The 20,747-nt window shown below is 69.0% G+C and carries 23 protein-coding genes; 10 read left to right on the top strand and 13 right to left on the bottom strand.

Going from position 1 to position 20,747, the window contains the following annotated elements; translation table 11 throughout:
* The gene (locus tag BEMPMBAN_RS18265) at positions 1-813 is read left to right on the top strand and encodes a hypothetical protein (protein ID WP_159232643.1); all 813 of its coding nucleotides are present in this window, start codon (positions 1-3) and stop codon (positions 811-813) included.
* A 173-nt stretch (positions 814-986) separates the two neighbouring features.
* Entirely contained in the window at positions 987-1,259 is a 273-nt protein-coding gene (locus tag BEMPMBAN_RS18260; protein ID WP_159232641.1) for a hypothetical protein, read from the top strand.
* Between the two features lie 18 nt (positions 1,260-1,277).
* Here the strand turns inward: BEMPMBAN_RS18260 and BEMPMBAN_RS18255 are convergent, their stop codons facing one another.
* Complete coding sequence (locus BEMPMBAN_RS18255; protein ID WP_159232639.1) at positions 1,278-1,616, bottom strand: aminopeptidase; 339 nt, start codon at positions 1,614-1,616, stop codon at positions 1,278-1,280.
* 134 nt (positions 1,617-1,750) lie between these two features.
* On the opposite strand from BEMPMBAN_RS18255, the gene BEMPMBAN_RS18250 reads away from it, so the two are divergent.
* Positions 1,751-2,653: a DMT family transporter gene (locus BEMPMBAN_RS18250; RefSeq protein ID WP_234897557.1), complete on the top strand. Its 903-nt coding sequence runs from the start codon at positions 1,751-1,753 to the stop codon at positions 2,651-2,653.
* Positions 2,654-2,655: 2 nt separating this feature from the next.
* On the opposite strand, the gene BEMPMBAN_RS18245 is transcribed toward BEMPMBAN_RS18250, so the two are convergent.
* Positions 2,656-3,099, bottom strand: a complete 444-nt coding sequence (locus BEMPMBAN_RS18245) for a TIGR03668 family PPOX class F420-dependent oxidoreductase (RefSeq protein WP_159232636.1) — start codon at positions 3,097-3,099, stop codon at positions 2,656-2,658.
* A gap of 108 nt (positions 3,100-3,207) precedes the next feature.
* Between BEMPMBAN_RS18245 and BEMPMBAN_RS18240 the strand changes: the two genes are divergently transcribed.
* From BEMPMBAN_RS18240 to BEMPMBAN_RS18225, 4 genes are read left to right on the top strand one after another with little or no spacing between them, the layout of a single operon-like run.
* A complete protein-coding gene (locus BEMPMBAN_RS18240) occupies positions 3,208-4,371 on the top strand; it encodes an ABC transporter substrate-binding protein (RefSeq protein ID WP_159232634.1) in 1,164 nt (387 codons plus the stop codon).
* Between the two features lies 1 nt (position 4,372).
* The gene (locus BEMPMBAN_RS18235; protein ID WP_159232632.1) at positions 4,373-5,248 is read left to right on the top strand and encodes an ABC transporter permease; all 876 of its coding nucleotides are present in this window, start codon (positions 4,373-4,375) and stop codon (positions 5,246-5,248) included.
* Positions 5,245-6,039, top strand: coding sequence for an ABC transporter permease (locus tag BEMPMBAN_RS18230; RefSeq protein WP_159232630.1), 795 nt, complete (start codon positions 5,245-5,247; stop codon positions 6,037-6,039). Before BEMPMBAN_RS18235 ends, BEMPMBAN_RS18230 begins: the two co-directional genes overlap by 4 nt.
* On the top strand, positions 6,036-7,085 hold the full coding sequence (locus BEMPMBAN_RS18225) for an ABC transporter ATP-binding protein (RefSeq protein ID WP_159232628.1): 1,050 nt from the start codon (positions 6,036-6,038) through the stop codon (positions 7,083-7,085). The genes BEMPMBAN_RS18230 and BEMPMBAN_RS18225 overlap by 4 nt, the downstream gene beginning before the upstream one ends.
* A 45-nt stretch (positions 7,086-7,130) precedes the next feature.
* On the opposite strand, the gene BEMPMBAN_RS18220 is transcribed toward BEMPMBAN_RS18225, so the two are convergent.
* Both BEMPMBAN_RS18220 and BEMPMBAN_RS18215 read right to left on the bottom strand, forming a co-directional pair.
* A complete protein-coding gene (locus tag BEMPMBAN_RS18220; protein ID WP_159232626.1) occupies positions 7,131-7,706 on the bottom strand; it encodes an orotate phosphoribosyltransferase in 576 nt (191 codons plus the stop codon).
* A 32-nt stretch (positions 7,707-7,738) separates the two neighbouring features.
* Positions 7,739-8,551: a HugZ family pyridoxamine 5'-phosphate oxidase gene (locus BEMPMBAN_RS18215; protein WP_159232624.1), complete on the bottom strand. Its 813-nt coding sequence runs from the start codon at positions 8,549-8,551 to the stop codon at positions 7,739-7,741.
* A gap of 140 nt (positions 8,552-8,691) precedes the next feature.
* On the opposite strand from BEMPMBAN_RS18215, the gene BEMPMBAN_RS18210 reads away from it, so the two are divergent.
* Positions 8,692-9,999 carry a maltokinase N-terminal cap-like domain-containing protein gene (locus BEMPMBAN_RS18210; RefSeq protein ID WP_159232682.1) on the top strand — a complete coding sequence of 436 codons (1,308 nt, stop codon included), beginning with the start codon at positions 8,692-8,694 and terminating at the stop codon, positions 9,997-9,999.
* Here BEMPMBAN_RS18210 and fabG read toward each other — a convergent pair.
* The 8 genes from fabG to BEMPMBAN_RS18170 all read right to left on the bottom strand — a co-directional run bounded on the left by fabG (position 9,989) and on the right by BEMPMBAN_RS18170 (position 19,240).
* Positions 9,989-10,765 carry a 3-oxoacyl-ACP reductase FabG gene (gene fabG, locus BEMPMBAN_RS18205; protein ID WP_159232622.1) on the bottom strand — a complete coding sequence of 259 codons (777 nt, stop codon included), beginning with the start codon at positions 10,763-10,765 and terminating at the stop codon, positions 9,989-9,991. The genes BEMPMBAN_RS18210 and fabG overlap by 11 nt on opposite strands.
* A 341-nt stretch (positions 10,766-11,106) precedes the next feature.
* On the bottom strand, positions 11,107-13,245 hold the full coding sequence (gene glgX / locus BEMPMBAN_RS18200) for a glycogen debranching protein GlgX (protein ID WP_159232620.1): 2,139 nt from the start codon (positions 13,243-13,245) through the stop codon (positions 11,107-11,109).
* Between the two features lie 174 nt (positions 13,246-13,419).
* Complete coding sequence (locus tag BEMPMBAN_RS18195; RefSeq protein WP_159232618.1) at positions 13,420-13,986, bottom strand: isochorismatase family protein; 567 nt, start codon at positions 13,984-13,986, stop codon at positions 13,420-13,422.
* Positions 13,987-14,017: 31 nt separating this feature from the next.
* A complete protein-coding gene (locus BEMPMBAN_RS18190; protein ID WP_159232617.1) occupies positions 14,018-15,346 on the bottom strand; it encodes a hypothetical protein in 1,329 nt (442 codons plus the stop codon).
* The gene (locus BEMPMBAN_RS18185) at positions 15,343-15,750 is read right to left on the bottom strand and encodes a hypothetical protein (RefSeq protein ID WP_159232614.1); all 408 of its coding nucleotides are present in this window, start codon (positions 15,748-15,750) and stop codon (positions 15,343-15,345) included. Before BEMPMBAN_RS18185 ends, BEMPMBAN_RS18190 begins: the two co-directional genes overlap by 4 nt.
* 13 nt (positions 15,751-15,763) lie before the next feature.
* Entirely contained in the window at positions 15,764-15,919 is a 156-nt protein-coding gene (locus BEMPMBAN_RS18180; RefSeq protein WP_200846029.1) for a hypothetical protein, read from the bottom strand.
* Complete coding sequence (locus BEMPMBAN_RS18175; protein ID WP_159232612.1) at positions 15,916-17,763, bottom strand: hypothetical protein; 1,848 nt, start codon at positions 17,761-17,763, stop codon at positions 15,916-15,918. Before BEMPMBAN_RS18175 ends, BEMPMBAN_RS18180 begins: the two co-directional genes overlap by 4 nt.
* 94 nt (positions 17,764-17,857) lie before the next feature.
* Positions 17,858-19,240 (bottom strand): acyl-CoA dehydrogenase family protein, encoded by a 1,383-nt coding sequence (locus BEMPMBAN_RS18170; protein ID WP_159232610.1) that lies wholly within the window; start codon positions 19,238-19,240, stop codon positions 17,858-17,860.
* Positions 19,241-19,381: 141 nt separating this feature from the next.
* Between BEMPMBAN_RS18170 and BEMPMBAN_RS18165 the strand changes: the two genes are divergently transcribed.
* A complete protein-coding gene (locus BEMPMBAN_RS18165) occupies positions 19,382-19,552 on the top strand; it encodes a hypothetical protein (RefSeq protein WP_159232609.1) in 171 nt (56 codons plus the stop codon).
* Positions 19,549-20,094: a hypothetical protein gene (locus tag BEMPMBAN_RS18160; protein ID WP_159232607.1), complete on the top strand. Its 546-nt coding sequence runs from the start codon at positions 19,549-19,551 to the stop codon at positions 20,092-20,094. The genes BEMPMBAN_RS18165 and BEMPMBAN_RS18160 overlap by 4 nt, the downstream gene beginning before the upstream one ends.
* Here BEMPMBAN_RS18160 and BEMPMBAN_RS18155 read toward each other — a convergent pair.
* Entirely contained in the window at positions 20,034-20,672 is a 639-nt protein-coding gene (locus tag BEMPMBAN_RS18155; protein WP_159232681.1) for an FMN-binding negative transcriptional regulator, read from the bottom strand. The genes BEMPMBAN_RS18160 and BEMPMBAN_RS18155 overlap by 61 nt on opposite strands.
* Positions 20,673-20,747 lie beyond the last annotated feature (75 nt).

Here is a 20,747-nt window from a genome sequence, read left to right as displayed (position 1 = left end):
ATGGTCGAGGGTGCGCTGGACGAGCTCTACTCGGCGAGACCCGACGAATTCACCGCGCTGCGTGCCGAACTGGCTGCCCGAGCCAAGGACAGTGGCGACACGGCCGCGGCCCGCCGGATCGCCGCCAGCCGCAAACCCACGACCGCGGCGTGGGTCGTCAACATGCTGGTGCTGACGGGAACGGCCCGAACCAGGTTGACCGATCTGGGGACGCGGCTGCGCGAGGCGCACGCGGCGATGGACGGTGCCGCAATCCGGACGCTGACCGCCGAACAGCGCAGACTCGTCGACGAGTTGGCCCGCGACGGCTTCCGCGCCGCGGGACTGGCGAACCCGGCTCCCGCCGTTCGTGATTCGGTGACCGCAACCCTGCAGGCCGCCATCGCCGATCCTGATGTCGCGGCTCGGCTGGGCCGGCTGAGCAAGGCAGAACAGTGGTCGGGATTCGGGGAATTCGGTTCCACCGCAGCGGTTTCGACAGCCCCCAAGAGCAAGATGGCCGCACCTGCCGCCCGGAAGCGACCGGCACCCCCGAAGCGACCTGCGGCCGACGACCGGCGCAGGCAGCAGGCCCTGGCCGACGTCGCCGCCGCCGAGCGCGCCAAGGCCGATGCCGACGAGGCGCTGGCCGAACTGCAGGCCGACCTCGCCACGGCGCGGCTGCGCCACCAGGATGCGCAGCGCAGGCTGACCGACGCCGAACAGGCGCTGACCGCCGCGCGAGACGCCTACGAGGCCGCCAAGCAAGCCGGCCGGGAGGCGGCTGCCGCGGTGAAGGCGGCCAAGGTGACGCTGAAGAGAATCTCCGACTAGGCATCGCCCCGCCCCGCCTATTACCTGGTCGCCGCCGCGGTCGTCTCCCTGGCAACCGTGCTGACGCTGCGGGAAACGGCAGGCAGGCCGCTGACGCAGGTGGGGGCACGGGCGGGAGCACGGTTAGGCTGGGATCCAGATGTCCGATCGACGGAAGGCAGGGGAGCTCACCGATGAAGGTCCAAGTGTTGCCCTACGTCACCGTCGAGGTCGACGACCGGGCGCGGCGCAGGTTGCGCCTCGCCGGTGAGCGCCTCCGGATCAACCTGCGCGCCTACCTGCGCAGCGCTGCTGACGACGTCGACGCCGCCGGGGACCGGGTGCGCGGGATGTGTGATCGCGCCGTGGACCGCGTCGACTCAGCGGTGGCCACCGTCAACAACAAGCTCGGGCCGGCGGAATCCCCGTCCCGGCCGCACCTGCGGATCGTCGACGAGGCGAGTTAGGTCCTCGGCCTCAGCTCCTCAGGTGGAAACCCGACCGGTTCGCCCACCGACGAAGAAGGATCCGGCCAGTACCACCAGGCCGACGACTGCGACGGGGATCGCCCAGGAACGACGCGAGGACAGCGCGGACTCGCACTCGGCGACGTAGTCGGTGTGCGGCACGATCTCGTTGAGCACAGGAAGGTTGGCCAGGTTGCCGCTGTCAGCGTCGCGAGCCTCCGACATGTCGGCCGCGATACCGTTGCCGCAGCCGATGCTGGTGTCGGGCCCGGGGACCGAGACAGGCATCAACAGCGCGATGACGCCGACCAACAGCAACGCCACACCGGCGATCATCACCACACGTCTCAGATTCATGCCCCGGGGAATGCCCAGTTCCCGGGCGCTGAAACAAGATCGATCGAATGGCGGGGCCCGGCCGGGCTGGGCGGTGCGCGGCGAAGTGTGCTGTCCTTGTCCAGGGACCGTGAGCTGAAGGGAGCCTGACACCAGTGGGAGGCCCAGTCATCGGCCATGGTCTGACCGTGTTGTTGGCGCTGCTCGCCGCGGTGTTCCTGGCGATCGGGATCGTGGTGCGCCAGCGGGCCACCCTGGACGTGCCGGCCGAGCACGGGGTGAGTCCGGTGATGTTCCAGACGCTGCTGCGCCGCCCGCTGTGGTGGGCGGGCACCGGGGCGGCGGTCACCGGGTTCGTGTTTCAGGCGCTGGCGCTGGCGAACGGGTCGCTGCTGCTGGTTCAGCCCATTCTCACCTCGGCGTTGTTGTTCGCGCTGCCGCTCAGCGCCCGGCTGGCACACCGGCGGGTCACCCGCGCCGAGTGGGGGTGGGCGACGCTCCTGACGATCGCGCTCGCGGTGTTCGTGGCGCTGGCCAAGGCCCGTCCGGGGGACTACGAGGCGTCGCTGACCACCTCTGCCGTCGTCGCGGTGGTCTGCACCGCGGCGGTCTCGGCGTGCGTGATCGTCGCGGTGCGTACCGTCGGCTGGCGCCGGGCGGTGCTGCTCGCGGTCGCCGTCGGCGTGCTGTTCGGGGTGGTGGCGGTGCTGACCAAGCTCGTCATGCACGTGCTCACCCACCAGGGCGTCGTCGCGGTGTTGACCACACCGGTGGTCTACCTGCTGGTGCTGTTGGGAGTGCTGGGCGTGTTGGTGCAACAGTCGGCATTCCACGCCGGTTCGCTGCAGACCTCGGTGCCGACGATGCTGGTGCTCGAACCCGTGGTCGCGGTGCTCCTCGGTGCGGTGGTCCTCGGGGAACACCTGGACGTCGGGCGGTGGGACGCCGTCGCGATCGCGATCGCCACCCTGGCGATGGCGGCAGGCACCGTCGCACTGGGCAGGGACGAGGGCGCCTACGAGGAACAACTCGAGGCGGAGATCGCCGAGCGGCGATGAGGTCAGCTCTGCGGCACCGGCGCGGCCGGTGAGGCCTGCCAGGACGACCACCGGCTGATCTGCACGGTGACGACGGGGCCGTCGAGTTCGATCCGCCGATACTGGGGGTACTTGGCCCGCAGCAGCGCGTAGCCGGTGGCCATCTGTTCGCCGCTGTGATGGACGGTGGCGGTGCCGTCGGCGCGCACCCACCACAACTGGTTCCAGTCGTCGTCGTAGTGATCGACGAGCAGGCTCACCGTCGGGTTGGCCTCGATGTTGACCAGGCGGCGCAGCCGCTGCGTGGTTTTCGGTTTCGCGTCCACGGCCGTGTACAGCACGTCGTGGCGACCTTCGGGCAGCGCGAAGACCACCGGCACCAGGTGTGGTGCGGCGTCGGCACCGGCGGTGCCCAACACGGCGACGGGGGCGGCTGCGAATGCCACGGCGGCATCAGAATCCGGCATCACTCCAGGGTATGGTTCCCACGGTCCGGTGAATCCGTTCACTGCGCAGCCGTGCTGCGGTAACCACCGGGCCACTGCGCAGCCTCCTGCTCATCGGAAGGTTCGGCAATGAACTTCTCGCGGAACACCGCACAATTGCTGTCCAGCGTCACCACCAGGGTTCTCGCCGTCGCGGCGTCGGCGGTGCTGGTCTCGGGCGCGGTGGCCTGCGCACCTCCCGAGAGTGACAACTCGGGCGCCGAGACGGCGTCCGGGGTGAAGGCCGGCGAGGCCACCTCCGCGCAGGATTTCGGCGGCATGGAGGGGCTTGTCGAGGCGGCCAGAGCCGAGGGTGAGCTCAATGTGATCGCACTGCCTCCGGATTGGGCGAACTACGGCGCGATCATCCAGGCGTTCTCGGAGAAGTACGGCATCAAGGTCAACTCCGCGCAGCCGGACGCGTCCAGCCAGGACGAGATCAACGCCGCCAACCAGCAGAAGGGCCGTAGCACCGCCCCCGACGTCTTCGACCTCGGACAGGCGGTGGCGCTGGCGAACACCTCGATGTTCGCGCCGTACAAGGTCGCGACGTTCGACGACATCCCGGCCGCGTTCAAAGATCCCGACGGCACCTGGGTCAACGACTACGGCGGTTACATCTCGATCGGATTCGACTCGGCCAAGGTGCCGCCGGTGACCGGCGTGGACGACCTGCTCAAGCCGGAGTATCGCGGGATGGTGGCACTCAACGGCGACCCGACGCAGGCCGGTGCCGCGTTCTCCGGTGTGCTGATGGTCGCGCTGTCGCAGGGCGGGTCGGTGGAGGACATCGCTCCCGGCGTCGAGTTCTTCGGAAAGCTCAAGCAGGCCGGCAACTTCCTGCCGGTCGACCCGACGCCGGCCACCATCACATCCGGGCAGACTCCGGTGGTCATCGACTGGAACTACACCAACGCCGCCCAGACCAAGAGCCTGCCCACGTGGCAGATCATCGTGCCCGCGGAGAACCCGGTGGCCGGCTACTACTACCAGGCGATCAACAAGGACGCGCCGCACCCCGCCGCGGCCAGGCTGTGGCAGGAGTTCCTCTACAGCGACGAGGGTCAGAACCTGTTCGCCCAGGGTGGGGTGCGACCGGTGCGGGCCGACAACATGATCGCCGACGGCACCCTCGATGCGGCGGTCGCGGCGTCGATGCCCGTCGTCGACGGACCCGTGACCGTGCCCACGCCTGAACAGACCGAGGCGGCGGCGAAGTACCTGGCGGACAACTGGGCCGCTGCTGTGGGCTGAGATGACCGTCGGAGACGGTCGGTCGGGTGCAGTCGCACGCCGGACCCGCGAGTTGCTGCCGCTGCTGCCGTTCCTGACCGTCGTGGTGATCTTCCTGCTCATCCCGACAGTCACGGTCGTCGTGGGCTCGGTGTACGCCGACGGCGTGTTCTCGCTTCAGCGCATCGAGGCGCTGTTCAGTGGCACCGCGCTGGCGGCGCTGGCCGACAGTGTGCTGCTCTCCGGCGCGACCGCGCTGCTCGGCGCGGTGTTCGGGGCCGTGCTGGCATGGCTGATCGTCAACAGCCCCGCCACCTCGATGGTGCGCCGGGCGGTGCTCTCGCTGTGCAGCGTGCTCGCCCAGTTCGGTGGTGTCGCCCTCGCGTTCGCATTCCTGGCGACTGCGGGAATCAACGGTGTGCTGACGCTGTGGGTGCAGCAACTCTTCGGCTGGAACATGGCCGGCTCCGGGTGGTTGTACGGCCTGGGCGGGCTGATCCTGGTCTACACGTACTTCCAGATCCCGCTGATGGTCATCGTCTTCATCCCGGCGCTGGAAGGGCTGCGCGCGCAGTGGCGCGAGGCGGCGGTGAGCCTCGGTGCCTCGACATGGGCGTACTGGCGGGAGGTGGCGATCCCGCTGCTGACGCCGGCGTTCCTCGGGTCGGCGTTGTTGTTGTTCGCCAACGCCTTCGCCGCCTACGCGACCGCTGCCGCGCTGGTGAGTCAGGGCAGCCCGATCGTGCCGCTGTTGATCCGCGCGTCGCTGGTCAGCGAGGTGGTACTGGGACAGGAGGGCTTCGCGTACGCGCTGGCGCTGGAGATGATCGTGGTGGTGGCGCTGGTCATGGGCGCCTACAACCTGCTGGTGCGTCGCAGCGCGCGGTGGCTGTCATGAACACGGCGGTGCGGACCGGGCTGTGGGTGGTCTTCGGGTTGTTCTTCGGTTTCCCGCTGTACGCGATGGCCGACTTCTCCACCCGCAAGCTGCTCGGAGACGGGCGGACCTGGCAGGCGTGGGCCAACCTGGTCACCGACGATGCCCTCTACCAGGCGATCGTGGTGTCGTTGCTGCTCGCGGTGTTCACGGTGGCGGCGATGCTGGCGCTTTTGGTGCCGACGATGATCTGGGTGCGGCTGCGGGCCCGGTGGATGAGTGGACTGCTCGAGTTCTGCTGTCTGTTGCCGTTGACGATTCCGGCGCTGGTGATCGTCGTCGGACTGCGCAACGTCTACCTGTGGGTGACCTACCTTCTCGGTGAGTCGGCACTGACGTTGACGTTCGTCTACGTGATCGTCGTGCTGCCGTTCGCCTATCGCGCCCTCGATGCGGCCCTGTCGGCGATCGACCTGCAGACACTCGCGGAAGCCGCCAGATCCCTTGGTGCGGGCTGGATGTCGACGATCGTTCGGGTGGTGGTGCCCAACATCTGGCCGGGCATCCTGTCCGCCGCCTTCATCTCCATCGCGGTGGTCCTGGGCGAGTACACCATCGCGTCGCTGAGCGGTTATCAGACCCTGCAGGTGCAGATCGTGCTGATCGGGAAGAGCGACGGTCCGACGTCGGTCGCGGCGTCGCTGGCCACCCTGCTGTTCGGGTTCGCGCTGCTGTTGCTGCTGTCGCTGATGACCCGTGGACAACGCAGGCGGCGCAGCAAGAGCACTGTGATCCCGGGGGCAACCGGATGAGCCGGCACGATTCTGCGGTGGCCGTCGAGCTGACCGAACTCACCCGGGCGTACGGCAGCGCCAGAGCCCTCGACGGCCTGACGCTGCACATCGAGCCCGGGGAACTGGTGGTGCTGCTGGGCCCCTCGGGCTGCGGCAAGACCACCGCGCTGCGGATTCTTGCGGGCCTGGACGAGGCGACGTCGGGCACGGTGTCGGTCGGCGGGGTCGACCTCGGCAGGGTGCCCGCCAACAAGCGGGACATGGGGATGGTGTTCCAGGCCTACAGCCTGTTCCCGCACCTGACCGTGCTCGACAACGTCGCCTTCGGCCTGAAGATGCGCGGGAAAACCAAGCGCGACAGGCTTGCCCGGGCATCCGACATGCTGGATCTGGTCGGCTTGACCGCCCACACCGGCAAGTACGCCGCCGAGCTCTCCGGCGGCCAGCAGCAGCGGGTGGCGCTGGCCCGGGCGCTGGCGATCCAACCGCGGGTCCTGCTGCTCGACGAGCCGCTGTCGGCCCTGGACGCCAAGGTCCGTACCCAGCTGCGCGAACAGATCCGCCGGGTCCAGCTCGAGGTGGGCACGACCACCCTGTTCGTCACCCACGATCAGGAGGAGGCGCTGGCCGTCGCCGACCGGGTCGGGGTGATGCGCCAGGGCCGGCTCGAACAGCTCGCCGCCCCGGCCGACCTCTACGCCAACCCCGCGACGCCGTTCGTCGCGGAGTTCGTGGGGCTGAACAACAAAGTGCCGGCCCGGGTTTCCGGCGGTCGCGCGCACCTGCTCGGCGCGGCGGTGCCCGTGCTGGCGGGCTCGGTCGCGTCCGGGGACGGGCTGGCCATGGTGCGCCCCGAGACGGTCACCCTCACCGCCGATGCCGCCGGCACCGCGACGGTCAGCGCGGTGTCCTTTCTGGGCGCCATCTCCCGGGTGAACGTGGTACTGGCCGACGGTTCGGTGATCAACGCCCAGATGGCCAGCCCGGCTGCGCGCAGGTTCGCGGCCGGGGACCCGGTGACCGTGGGCCTCGAGCCGGGCGGTGTCCTGGTCGTCCCCCGCTGAATCGGGCGCGCAACGCGACGGTGTGGGTGCGTGGGCGCGCCCGATTCACACGTCGGCGACCGGTTCGATACCCAGATCGCGGTAGCTGACCAGCGCGAAGAACGGCACGCCGTGTTGCGCGAACCGGCGGGCCGCCACGTCGCCCCGGTCGACCATCGGGATGACGCCGACCGGCACGGCGCCGACCGCCGTCACCCGCTCCAGCGCGATCTCGGTGGATCCGCCGGTGCTGATGACGTCGTCGACGAGCAGCACCCTGGTGCCGGTTTGCAGTCGGGTGCCCTCGATCCACTGCTCGCGTCCGCGTGACTTCTGTTCCTTGCGCACCGAGAACCACGCTTTGCCGGTCACCATGGCGACGCCGTGCGCCAGCGGGTCGGCGCCCATCGTCAGGCCGCCGACCGCATCGAACACGATCCCGTTGAGCGCGGCCAGATCTGCGACCGCCCTGGACACGATGGTGAGCCGCTCGCCGGTGTCCACGGCGTACTTGCCGTCGATGTAGTCGTGGCTGAGCTGGCCGCTGGCCAGCCGGAACGGCTCGTCACGACGTTCGTGGCCCCGGGTGCGGATCAGGTCGAATGCCGCCTGCCAGGTGTCAGGTCGCTGCTGCTCAGCCATACCCGCGATGGTATTGCACGCATGCGGGCCGCTCAGCTCTGGCGTGCCCGTCGCGTCAGTTCGACTGTCGCCGGCCGTAATTCGTCTATCGAGTCGATCGGCTCGGCGTACCCGATGCGGGTGTAGGCCATTCCGCGATCGGTGGTCAGCCGAAGATCGAGGCCGTAGCGGTCCAGCCCGGTGCACACCGCGGCGGTGGTGTCGGGGTACCCACCGAGCGTGCGGGCCATCGCGGCGAGCGCGTCGGCGTGATCGTCGTTGAGGTGGCTCACGGCGCCGGCCGACAGAGGTGTCACCGGGTCGGGCTGTGCGGCGGAGTAATCCTGCCCGCTGGTCGAGTCCATGCGGCCGTAGCCGCCGACCCACCGCACCCGGGCCACCCGCAACACCCACAACGAGAAGTCGGTGTAGTCGATGTAGTACTTGGCGGCGTCCACCGCGGACAGATGCGCCGCACGCGCGGCGGCGCGCTCGTCGCCCTCGGGTGCGGTGACGTGCCCGGCCAGCGTGATCCGGCCGGTGGCCAGTGGATCGGACTGAGTGCCGGGAGCGACGATCGCGATGCTGGCCCGCGGGTCACCGGCCAGGTTGCGGCCGTGCTCGGCGAGGTTGGACACGCACAGCACCGGCGCACCGCCGAGCAGACCGTAGGTGACGAACGACGCCCACGGATCACCGTCGGCCGTCAGTGACGCCAGCGTGCCGGTGTTCGTCGACGCGGCGATGGTGCGGGCCTCCTCGGCGGCCGACGGCCGGATCGTGTTGACCGGATCGGTCAGCGGGGGCGGCACGGTCGGCGCGTCTCCCGGGTCGCCATGGTCGCGTGTCGCACCGCCGGAGGTCACGTCGGCACGATAGCGCGTGCGCTCGGGTGATTCATCCCCCGCCGTCCTGGGTAGGTTTGAGAACTGATGGATGTTGCGACGCGCACCCGCTCACCAGGCCCCGCCGACATGCCGGCAGGAGATCGGACATGACCCCGGAGATGACACTGCCGTTCGGCGATTGGATGCGACACCAGCGCTGGTACGCCGGCCGCAGCCGGGAACTGGCGTCGGTCGAGCCTGCGGTGGTCGCCCCGCTGGGTGACGACCTCGAGTTCGTGCTCCTCGACGCCACCTACACCGACGGCTCCGCCGAGCGCTATCAGGTGCTGGTGCGGTGGGACAGTGCTCCCGAGGACAGGTACCGCGAGGTCGCGACCATCGGAACGGCCCCGGGTCCGGACGGCCACCACCGCGGCTACGACGCCCTCTACGACCCGGACGCCGCACACCGTCTGTTGGCGCTGATCGACGCGTCGGCCGTCGTGGGGCAGCTGCGCTTCGGCAGGGAACCCGACGTCACGCTGCCGCTGGACGCGACACCACGGGCGTCGGGGGCCGAGCAGAGCAACACCAGCGTCATCTTCGGCGACCGGGCGGTGCTCAAGCTGTTCCGCCGGATCACCCCCGGGATCAACCCCGACATCGAGCTGAACCGGGTGCTGGCCCGGGCGGGCAACCCGCATGTCGCGCGGCTGCTCGGATCGTACGAGACATCTTGGGACGCAACAGGATCAGAGCCGTGCGCCCTCGGCATGGTGACGGAGTTCGCGGCGAACAGCACCGAGGGCTGGGACATGGCCACGGCCAACACCCGCAGCCTGTACGCAGGCCGGGAAGCGGCCGACTTCGCCGTCGAGTCCCGGGCGCTCGGCGAGGCCGTCGCGTCGGTGCACGCGACGCTCGCCGAGCAGCTGGGCACGTCATCGGCGCCTTTCCCCGTCGAGACGTCGTTGCAGCGGTTGCGCTCGGCGGCGCTGGCGGCGCCCGCGCTGCAGGACCACCTGCCGCTGATCGAGGAGCGCTACCGCTTGCTCGCCGACGAGACGATCCCGGTCCAGCGGGTGCACGGCGACCTGCATCTGGGCCAGGTGCTTCGGACGCCGCAGCGGTGGCTGCTGATCGACTTCGAGGGTGAACCGGGCCAACCGCTCGACGAACGCCGACGGCCGGATTCGGCATTGCGCGACGTCGCCGGGGTGCTGCGGTCCTTCGAGTACGCCGCCCATCAGGATTCGGCCGACGTGGCGGTCGACCCCGACCGGGCGCGGGACTGGGTGGCGCGCAACAGTGCGGCGTTCTGCGACGGTTACGCCGCGGTGGCCGGAGCGGATCCGCGGGATTCAGGTCAGGTGCTCGCCGCCTACGAACTGGACAAGGCGGTGTACGAGGCGGCCTACGAGGCGCGCTTCCGCCCGTCCTGGCTGCCTATCCCGATGCGGTCGATCGAGCGCATCCTCAAGGCGTGACCGCGTCCGGAGACTCGGGCAGCACCTGCCCGCCGTCGACCGCGATCGACTGGCCGGTGAGGTAACCCGCTTCGTCGCTGGCCAGGAACACCGCCGTGTAACCGATGTCAGCGGGGGTGCCGAGTGCCCCCGCCGGTATCGCCTTCGCCATCCCGGCCAGGTAGTCCTCGCCCAGGTCCTGCAGGCCCTCGGTCAGGATGTTGCCCGGCAGCACGGCGTTGACCGTGATCTTGTGCGGCGCCAACTCGATCGCGGCGGTCCTCATGAACCCCAGTTGCGCGGCCTTCGACGCGCCGTAGTGCGTCCAACCGGGGAATCCGGTGATCGGACCGGTGATCGACGAGGTCAGCACGATGCGGCCACGTCCAGAGGCGATCAGCGCGTCCAGGCACGCCTGCACGCTGTACACGTTGCCCTTGACGTTGACGTCGAGAACTTCCGACAACTGCGCGGGTGTCATCGTCTTCAGCGGCGCCTCGGGGAAGATGCCGGCGTTGGCGCACAGCACATCGATCCCGCCGAACGCGTCCACCACCGCCGCCGCCATCGCGGTGCAGGAGTCACGGTCGGACACGTCGGCGCGGACGCCGATCACCCGGCCTTCGCCGAGGTCGTCGAGTTGGGTGACCGCGGAGTCCAGGTCCGACTGCGAGCGAGCCGCGATCGCCACGTGCGCGCCGGCCGTGGCGAACACCGAGGCGATGCCGAGGCCGATTCCCTTACTTCCCCCAGTGACCAGGACTGACCGATCCGCTACTGAGAACATGACTCCAGTGTGGGACACCACGGCGGGCCGTGCAGGCTGGCGACCACGGCGGGCCGTGCAGGCTGGCGACCACGGCGGGCCGTGCAGGCTGGCGACCACGGCGGGCCGTGCAGGCTGGCAACCGTGGCCGCCGGGTAGGACGCCGCCGCTCTTCGGCTCCTACACCCGGCCCGCCCGGCCGGTGGCAATCTGAAACTACCGATGCCAACTCGGCGGCCACGGTTGCAACAGCACTTTCAAGCTAACACACGGCGTCGGGAAAACAGCTGAACTCGGGCCACTAAGCGCCGTGGCGCGCAACGGCTTTCAGGTGCCTTTCGGGATCGTCGGGGGATTCGGCGTCACTCTACCGGCGCGCGCAGCACCAGCACCGCTCTGGCCTCGACCGACACCGTCTTGCCAACCGGTTTGGGCTCGGCGCCGGGGGCAGCCGCGGTGTCGACCACGACCTGCCACGACGCTGCGAACTTCTTCGGCGGCAGCTTGAACTTGATCGGCTCGTAGTGAGCGTTGAAACACAGCACGAACGAATCGTCGACGATCCGCTGCCCGCGGGTGTCCGGGTCGGGTATGCCGTGGCCGTTGAGGTAGACCGCCAGCGACTTGGCGAAGCCCGAACCCCAGTCCTCGCCGGTCATCTCCGTACCGTCCGGGGTGAACCACGCGATGTCCGGCAGGCCGGCCTGGCCGCGCCGGCCCACCGGCTTCCCGCTGAAGAACCGGCGCCGCCGGAAGACCGGGTGCGCGGCGCGCAGGGCCGACACCGACCTGGTGAACTCGAGCAGGTCGGCGTCGGCATTGGCCCAGTCGATCCAGGTGGTCTCGTTGTCCTGGCAGTACCCGTTGTTGTTGCCGCCCTGCGTCCGTCCGAGTTCGTCGCCATGGCAGATCATCGGAACACCCTGCGACAACAGCAGCGTGGTCAGGAAATTGCGTTCCTGCCGTGCCCGCAACGCGTTGACTTCGCTATCTTCAGTGGGGCCCTCGACACCGCAGTTCCAGGACCGGTTGTGGCTCTCACCGTCGTTGTTGTCCTCGCCGTTGGCCTCGTTGTGTTTCTCGTTGTAGGACACCAGGTCCCGCAGCGTGAACCCGTCGTGGGCGATGACGAAGTTGATCGACGCCACCGGACGCCGCGCGGTGTTCTCGTAGAGGTCCGCCGAGCCGGTCAGCCGGTAGGCGAACTCGTCGAGCGTGGCGGGCTCACCGCGCCAGAAGTCGCGCACGGTGTCGCGGTACTTGCCGTTCCACTCCGTCCACTGCGGCGGGAAGTTCCCGACCTGATAGCCACCGGGGCCGACGTCCCACGGTTCGGCGATCAACTTGACCTGGCTGACGGTCGGATCCTGTTGCACCAGTTCGAAGAACGTCGACAGCTTGTCGACGTCATAGAACTCCCTGGCCAGCGTCGACGCCAGATCGAACCGGAACCCGTCGACGTGCATCTCGGTCACCCAGTACCGCAGCGAATCCATGATCAGCTGCAGCGAATGCGGGTGGCCGACGTTCAGACTGTTCCCGGTGCCGGTGTAGTCCATGTAGTAGCGCTTGTCGTCCTCCACCAACCGGTAGTAGGCCGCGTTGTCGATGCCCCGCATCGAGACCGTTGGGCCCAGGTGGTTGCCCTCAGCGGTGTGGTTGTAGACCACGTCGAGGATCACCTCGATCCCAGCTTCGTGCAGGCTGCGCACCATCGCCTTGAACTCCTGCACCTGACCGCCGGGGGTGCCGCTGCTGCTGTATTTCGAGTCGGGGGCGAAGAACCCGATGGTGTTGTAACCCCAGTAGTTCGACAGCCCCTTGTCGATCAGCGTGGAGTCGTTGGCGAAATGGTGCACCGGCATCAGTTCGATCGCGGTGATGCCCATCTCCTGGAGGTGCTCGATGATCGCCGGGTGTGCCACGGCTGCGTAGGTACCGCGCATCTGCTCGGGGATGTCGGGATGGGTCTCGGTGAGCCCCTTGACGTGCGCCTCGTAGATGATGGTGTCGGCGTACTCGTGCTTGGGCGGGCGGTCCACACCCCAGTCGAAGTACGGGTTGATCACCACCGACTTGGGCATGCTCGCCGCGGAGTCGTCGTCGTTGCGGCTGTCCTCGTCGCCGAAGTTGTAGCCGAACAACGACTGGTTCCAGACGAAGTTGCCGTCGATCGCCTTCGCATACGGGTCCAGCAGCAGCTTGTTCGGGTTACACCGGTGGCCGGCGTCGGGATCGTGCGGACCGTGCACGCGGTAGCCGTAGCGCTGGCCGGGTTCGATGTTGGGCAGGAACCCGTGCCAGACGAACGCGTCCACCTCCGGCAGGGTCATCCTGGTCTCGGCCCCGTCCGCGTCGAACAGGCACAACTCGACGCGCTCGGCGACCTCGCTGAACAACGCGAAGTTGGTGCCGGAGCCGTCGTAGGTCGCCCCGAGCGGATAGGCCTTGCCGCGCCAGATTTCCTGGGGGACGGCATTGGGGTTGGAGACTTGGGTCAAGGGGCACTCTTCTTCTGGCGGACGGGGACGATCAAGGCGACAATACGGTGTGCCCAGGTCGGGAACATGCGGCGAACCGCTCGGACCTGGGGCGAAGCGTTGGCACGTACCCGCTGAACTGCCCGTTTATCCGACTCTGCAAACTCTGGGCGCAGCCGGTGTGGCCACTCTCACCTAGCCGGCGACCGTCACACCGGCGGCGCGTAATGCCTGCACAGCCTCCGCGGTGGTCGCAGGGGACACCCCCGCAGTGAGGTCCAACAACACCCTGGTGCTGAACCCGGCGGCCACCGCGTCGGCGGCGGTGGCTTTCACGCAGTGGTCAGTGGCGATGCCGACGATGTCGACGGTGTCGACGTCACGTCCACGCAACCAGTCGGCCAGCGTCGTCCCGTCGTCGTCGACACCCTCGAACCCGCTGTAGGCGGCCGAGTGATGGCCCTTTCTGAACACCGCTTCCACCGGGCCGATGTCGAGGTCGGGGTGGAACTCGGTGCCCGGAGTGGCGACCACACAGTGCCGGGGCCACGACGACACGAAGTCGGGGGTTTCGGAGAAGTGGTCGCCCGGATCGATGTGGAAGTCCTTGGTGGCGACCACATGGTCGTAACCGGGATCCGCCGCGAGCAGTTCGTTGATGCCGCGCGCCACCGCCGCGCCGCCGGTGACCGCCAGTGAGCCGCCCTCGCAGAAGTCGTTCTGCACGTCGACGATGATCAGCGCCTGATGTGACTGCTTCATGTCCCCACGGTACGTCCGGACCCGGGCGATCTCACCCGCCGAACAACAGATACAGGCCGGTGAACGTGTACCCGACCATCACCAGCATCATCGCCAACTGCCCGGTCAACCGGTGCCGCTCCGGCAGCAGCGCCAGCGCCCTGTCGTGTGCGGCGATCACCCCGGCGATGTGGCCGGCCACCACGAACCCGACCTTGAGGGTGGCCAGCACCGCCGGATGCATCGACAGCACGTAGCTGACCTCGGCCTGAGACAGCCACAGCACGTTCCACCCCCGGTCCAGCGGATCGGCGAGGCGGATGATCGTCTCCTGGCCGCGTTCCACCAGATAGGTCAGGTAGTGGGCGAAGACATAGCCGAGCACGATCGGGATCAGCGAGTGCGCCATCAGGCCGGGAAGCTCCCGGCGCCGCTGCGCATCGACCCCACCGGTGCAGCGCGCCGCCAGCCAGAACGTGGCGGCCACCACCCCGGCGAACAGCAGCAGGCCGGCGGTGCGCAGCATCGTCGCCGTCACCGCCGACGAGGTGGCGGAGTCGACGAACGCCCGCCACCGGGGCATGGCCGAGAAACTGTCGAACGCCGTGGAACCCAGCAGCACCGACAGCACCGCCACGGTTCCGGGGCGCACCGGCATCGTCAGCAGATGGTCGAACGGGTTGCCGACCACGATGCGACCCGCGCCGTCGCGGCGCAACGGCGACAGTCGCGACGCGGCGACGCTGTAGACCTCGAACGGATCGGCCCGCGCACTCCACCGGGCCCCGCACCACAGGGTCCCCGCCAGCGTCAGCCCGAGATAGATCAGCAGCCAGGTGCGGATCGCGCCCACCGAGCCGGGGTCGGGGCTGGCGAGTTCGAGCCAGACGAACGCGAACAGGCCGGCCGCCGCGGGCCAGTACCCCAGCGCCGGCGGGTAGACACCACCCAGGGTGCGGCCACCGGTGAGCCGGGCGACGGCCCGCACCGGCGAGATCACCCGCCACACCGGGCCGATCAGCAGCGACAGCGCGGGCAGCCCCACCCAGAGCAGCACATAGAACACCCCTGGCAACGGGTTCTCGGCGCCGGACGGGCCGAGGAACGCGGCCATCGCCACCCAGCCGGTCAGCACCAGCGCCACCCCGGCGACCACCCAGCGGGCGGCCGGCGCGTCCACCGCGGTGGTCAGCCAGCCCGGCAGCGCCCTGCCCGGCTTCTCGGGGTCGAAACGCGGGTTCTTCCATGCCACCGCAACGACGGCGAAGGTGAAGGTCAGCGCCCAGGCGGCGCCGACGAGCGCGTAGGTGTACGGGATCGGCAGGTCGGCGGAACCGCCGAGGCCGTGCGCGAGCACGGCGACTGACGGATCTGACGTCATCGCACCTGGATGGTCGCGACCGTCTTGTGCAGCTGGTGCAGTTCGACGTCGACGCGGCCGGGCATCTCGACGGTGAACCGGTACGACTGGTCGGGGCCGACCCCGACGTCGAAGGTGTGCTCCGGCGTCGAGTGCACGTGCAGTTCGTCGGCGCTGTCGCTGTCGACCCGCAGCTCGATCGGTTGTCCCACCGCGGCCTCGCGGGCCACATTGGTGGGGGTGACGTCGCCGCCCTCGATCACGATGTCGATGACCAGCGGTGTCGGCTGTGCGGCGTCGGCGTTTTCGGTCGGGCCGGCCGTGGCGGCCGTCGGATTGGCCGACGCGGTGGTGCCCGGCGCGGCCGTGCCCTCACCACCGCTGCCGCCGCATCCGGAGAGCGTCACCACGGCTGCGACCGTCATGGCCAGGACCCTGTCACGCGCTGTCACGGTCGGGATTGTCCTTCTTCTGTCGGTTCTTGACTGCGATGTAGACGACCACGCCGGCCACCACGATGGCGGGTGCGAACGCCGGCACCGCGATCCAGATCGGATGGTCGGCCAGGATGTTGATGTCGGCGCCGGAGGTCATGACTGCGCTGACGGCTGCAGTTCCGCGTCACTGCCGCTGGGTTCGTTGTTGTTGATCCGGCCGCCGCCCCAGGTCACTCCCGCGACCATGGCCAGCGTGCAGGCCAGCACGATCAGGCATCCGATCAGCCACAGTGACTCCGGGATGTCGGGGCTGCGCTCCCGCTGCAGGATGGTGATCTCCGAGACGAACGGCCGGGTGAACTGCGCTTCGGCGGGAACTTCCTCGGCGCCGATACCCGGATCGCCGGCGAGGAAGATCGGCACCGCCGCCAGCGTCCGGCCGTCGTGCACGCGCAGCAGTGTCTTCCACGTTCCCGACACCGGCATGGGCTCGGTGGAGACGTAGTGGCCGGGGCCGACCTGCTCGAGGTTGTCGACGAACTGACCGCGCTGATTCTGCAGGCCGCCCTGCCAGCCCAGCACCGTCACCCAGTTGGGATCGTCGCTCACGACGTCCGGGGGTGTGAGTCGCACGTCGGCGGTCACATAGCGCTGACCGTCGACCGCGGGTGCCTCGGTCAGGGTGACCTGGGCGGTCGCGTTCTGCGGCATGTCGTAACGCAGGCCGTTGGCGGTCGCCGCGCCGATGGCGACGACGGTCAAGGCCACCAGGCCCACGCCGATCGCGCGGCGTGGCAGGCGCTGCCCACACAGCACCATGCCGACCAAGGCGCCGCAACCACCGACGAGGACAGCCACCGGGACCGACATCGCCAGTGCCTCCGGCCAGATGCTCGACGGCCACGGCAACGGGTACACGGCGTTGATCCACAGCGATTCCAGCCACAGGCCCACCGTCGCGATACCCAGACCGGCCACCAGGCCGAAGACGACCGGACGTTTGAGAAGCGGCGTCAACGCCAGGAGTTCGACGACGACCGCGCCGCCGAGATAGAGCGGGAACCAGTTGACCGGCGCGTCCAGCACCGGCGCCACCGCCAGCGCGACCAGCCCGCGCAGTCCGACGGCGATCAGCGCCGCGATCAGGGCAGCGCCGCGGCCCATGAAGATCCGCGCGGCCACCAGCGCCAACGCCGCCGCGGCGGCGATCAGCATCGGCTGGAAGACCTGGCGGAACTGCGGCACGCCGAAGTCGAATTCGATCTGGTAGACCGACGCTCCGATGAGCACGCCGGCGAATGCGAGATACTGGACGAACTTCAGGCCGACGCCGTCGCGCGGGGCGTCCTCCGGCCGGACCCGCCGCCCCTCACGTTCCAGGTACAGCGCGGCCAGCGTCGAGAACCCTGCGCCGCCGATCATCATCAGGTGGGTCGGTCCCCACAGCGTGACGTCCTGGCCGAAGATGCGGTGCCAGACGTCGTCGAGCGGGAAACCCATCAGCGCGTACAGCCCGCATCCGGCCATCACGATGCCGCCTACCGGGGCGTGCCAGTCGTCGGTGATGCGGACCGCGGACGGTCCGGGCTTGGCTTCTTCGCCCACCGGCAGCACCATCGCGGTGCAGCCGGCGACGAAGATCCCGAACAGGCCGATCAGGATGAAGTAGTGCGCCGGGTTGGCCAGTGCGCCGTCGTCCCGGCCGTTTCCGATGTGCAGGCTGACGTCCCAGATGAACCCGAACAGCGCGCAGATGATCGAGGAGACGAACATCGCGATCGGCAGCGCCACCCAGGGCGGGCGCTTGAACCGGCGTCCCGACCAGTCCGCCAGCGAGGTCAGCCAGGTGATCTTGTGATTGCGGTGCAGGTAGCCGATCCACAGCAGTACCGCCGTGACCACCGCCCCGGCGGCGGACAGACCGATGATCTCGTTGAGCGCTGTTCCGCCGCCCTCGTCGCCCTGGGCCAGCAACGACGCCGCCATTCGAGAGAACTCCATTGTCATCCCCACCCGCAGTCTCGGACTGTTATGTGACTCGCGAGTAATGTTGCCAGAAATCGCCAGGGTGAAACCAGGGGTATCGGGTATCTGGCTATTTGCGGGGCGGGCGCAGCACCTTCATCGCCATGTTCATCACGGGGCCCGGAATCCGGTCCTTCATCGTCAGTGCGGAGTTCGCGACCCGGGTGCGCGTCGGGGTTCCCCTGCCGAAGGCCCGATTCAACGGTCCGCCGGTCGGCTCGAGGTCGAAGTGCATCGGCGGTTTCCCGTCGGCGGCGCCCAGCGCGTTGGAGATCACGATGCGCTGGATCTCGCTGGTTCCCTCGAAGATGGTGTAGAGCTTGGCGTCCCGGTACCACTTCTCGACGGGGTGGTCCTTGATGTAACCCCATCCGCCCATCGTCTGGATGGCCCGCTCGGTGGTGCGGACCGCCACCTCACTGGCGGCCAGCTTGGCCATCGACCCCTCGCCCCGCTCGAACGGCACACCGGTGGCGGCCATCCATGAAGCCCGCCACGTCAGCAACCTCGCCGCGTCGATGGTGGTCGCGAGGTCGGCCAGCGGGAACGAGATCCCCTGGTTGTCGATGATCGGTGCGCCGAACGCCTCGCGTCGGTTGGCGTACTCGGTGGCGTACTCCAGCGCCGCCCTGGCGATGCCGAGGGCTTGTGCGGCGACCATCGGCCGGGTTTGCTCGAAGGTGCCCATGGTGGCCGAGCCGGAATGTCTGGCGCCCTCGACGGCTTCGCGGGCGCGGGCCAGTTTGCGATCGAGCTTCTCCTGGCCACCGAGCAGATGGTCCGCGGGCACCCGGACCCTGTTGAACCGCAGTTCGGCGGTGTGCGAGGCGCGACAGCCGACTTTGTCCAGCTTGCGCACCATGTCCAGGCCCGGGGAGCCGCCGGGGACGATGAACAACGCCTGGCCGCGGTGCCCCAGCTCCTGATCGACGACGGCGTTGACCACGTGGACGTCGGCGATGCCGCCGTTGCCGATCCACATCTTGTGCCCGTCGATGATCCAGTCGTCGCCATCGCGGCGCGCTGTGGTGCGCAGGTTGCGGACGTCGCTGCCGCCCTCGGGTTCGGAGATCGCCAGCGCCGCCAGCTTCAGGTCGCCGGGGGTGCCGAAACATTCCGGCGCCCACTGCAGCATCTGATCGGGCGAGGCCGCCTGGCCGATGGCCGAGAGGGCGAGGGCCGGCATCACGACGGCCAGTCCGATCCCCGCACACCCCCAGAACAACTCCTCCATGAACATCGGCAGTGACAGCCCGGTCGGATCCCCGATCAGGTCGCGGTAGAACAACGGGCTGTAGAACCCTTGTCTCGCCGCTTCTTCCAGCACGGGCCACGGGAACTCCTGGCGCTGGTCGTAGTCTGCGGCGACCGGACGAACCACCTGCTCGGCGAACTCGTGGGCGCGCCGGGCCAGGTCGTGCTGTGCCGCCGTGGGCGTGAGATCAAACGTCATGGACACCCCAGATGGACGAGCACCAGCTGCGAACACCGCAGCGAACAACCGAGCATTCTGACCAACCCCACTTTCATCCGGCCTACGCTGGGTGCAGTACCCAGCCCGAGCGAGAAATCCACGGTGGAGGGAAGCCGGCCGATGTTGTCGCACTCGTCCGGAATCGCAGAGCCGCCCCTGCTGGACGCCACGATCAGCGACAACCTGGCCAGAACGGCCGAGCGATTCGAGGACCGCGAGGCGCTGATCGGGTGCGCCACCGGCCGCCGGTGGACCTACGCGGAGCCCCACGAGGCCGGCGGTGCGGGGTGAGGATCGCCGCGCTGCGGTTGCGGCAGCGCGACGGCCGGACGTGCGGGCCTACCGTGGCCGTCGTCGCCGGGGCGTTGCTGGACCCGGCGTACCGCTCACACCTGTCGGGCTCCGGGTTCGACCGGGCGTGGTTCGCGCAGGAACAGCTGCGGGTGCACGCGCTGGTCAACCGGGTGTGGCCGCGCGCGCTGGGGACCACGCCGATGGCGATGGCTCGGGCGCTGACGTGCCGCTCCCGCGGTCGAGCACTGCGTTACCGGTGGCGGATGTGGTGGGGTAGGCGCGACCGGCTCGACGACGTCCTCGACGCGGTCCGCTCCGAGTTGCCGGTGCCGATGCTGGTCGGGCGGTGGCTCCCGCGGCACTGGGTGCTGGTCGTCGGCGCCACCGCCGGGACGCTGCGCTGCTACGAACCGTCCTCGGGTGAGGTGCGGACGGTCGGTCTGGACGCGGTGCGGCGGGCGCAGCTCGAAGGTCTGGGCTACCCGAGGCCTTTCGCTGTCGTGCTGCCCAGGTCCGAGACGCGTTCTGCCACTGCGTGATCGGCCGATCTGGCGGACGCTTTCAGGCCGGCGACGACGCCTGCGCGGTTGCGTTCGGGTTGGTTCTGCGACATTTTGCGTTTGGCCTCCACCGACGTGATCGTCAGCTCGACGCCGACGATGCGCTGGAGTTGACCGCGGAGATAGGTCTCGGGGGCATCGGTGACCTGCCAGGGTTCGGCGCGGCCCTGTTCGTGGCGGTTGGTCAGCTGTGTCACCAGGTCGCGCAGCCACGTCGGGTCCTCATGTGCGATCAGCTGCCCGTGGACGGCAAGGAGTTCGTAGTTCCACGTCGGCACCACCTTGCCGGTCTCCTGCTTGGTGGCGTAGTAGCTGGGCGAGACATAGGCCTGCGGACCAGAGAAGAGGGCGACCGAGTCGGCCTCCGCTGCCTGCCAGTGCGGGTTGGCGCGTGCGACATGCCCGATCAGCGAGTGCCGGCCGGGGTCGTAGAGCAGCGGCAACGGGGTGACCAGCATGCCGTCGCCCGTATGGGTGACGAGATGGGCGAAGCCTGCCCGGGCCAGCGCCGCGCGGGCGTCGGCCTCCGGCACCGCGAACTTCGGCGGGATGTACATGGTCAGCCCAGCGTAGAACCATCCACGCTGCTCGATGTGTCGGTCGCATCGGGCATCGACACGGCCCATGGAATA

Source organism: Mycolicibacterium austroafricanum (genome assembly GCF_902705885.1).
Taxonomy (GTDB): domain Bacteria; phylum Actinomycetota; class Actinomycetes; order Mycobacteriales; family Mycobacteriaceae; genus Mycobacterium; species Mycobacterium vanbaalenii_A.
This window is presented reverse-complemented; position numbering and strand designations above follow the sequence as displayed.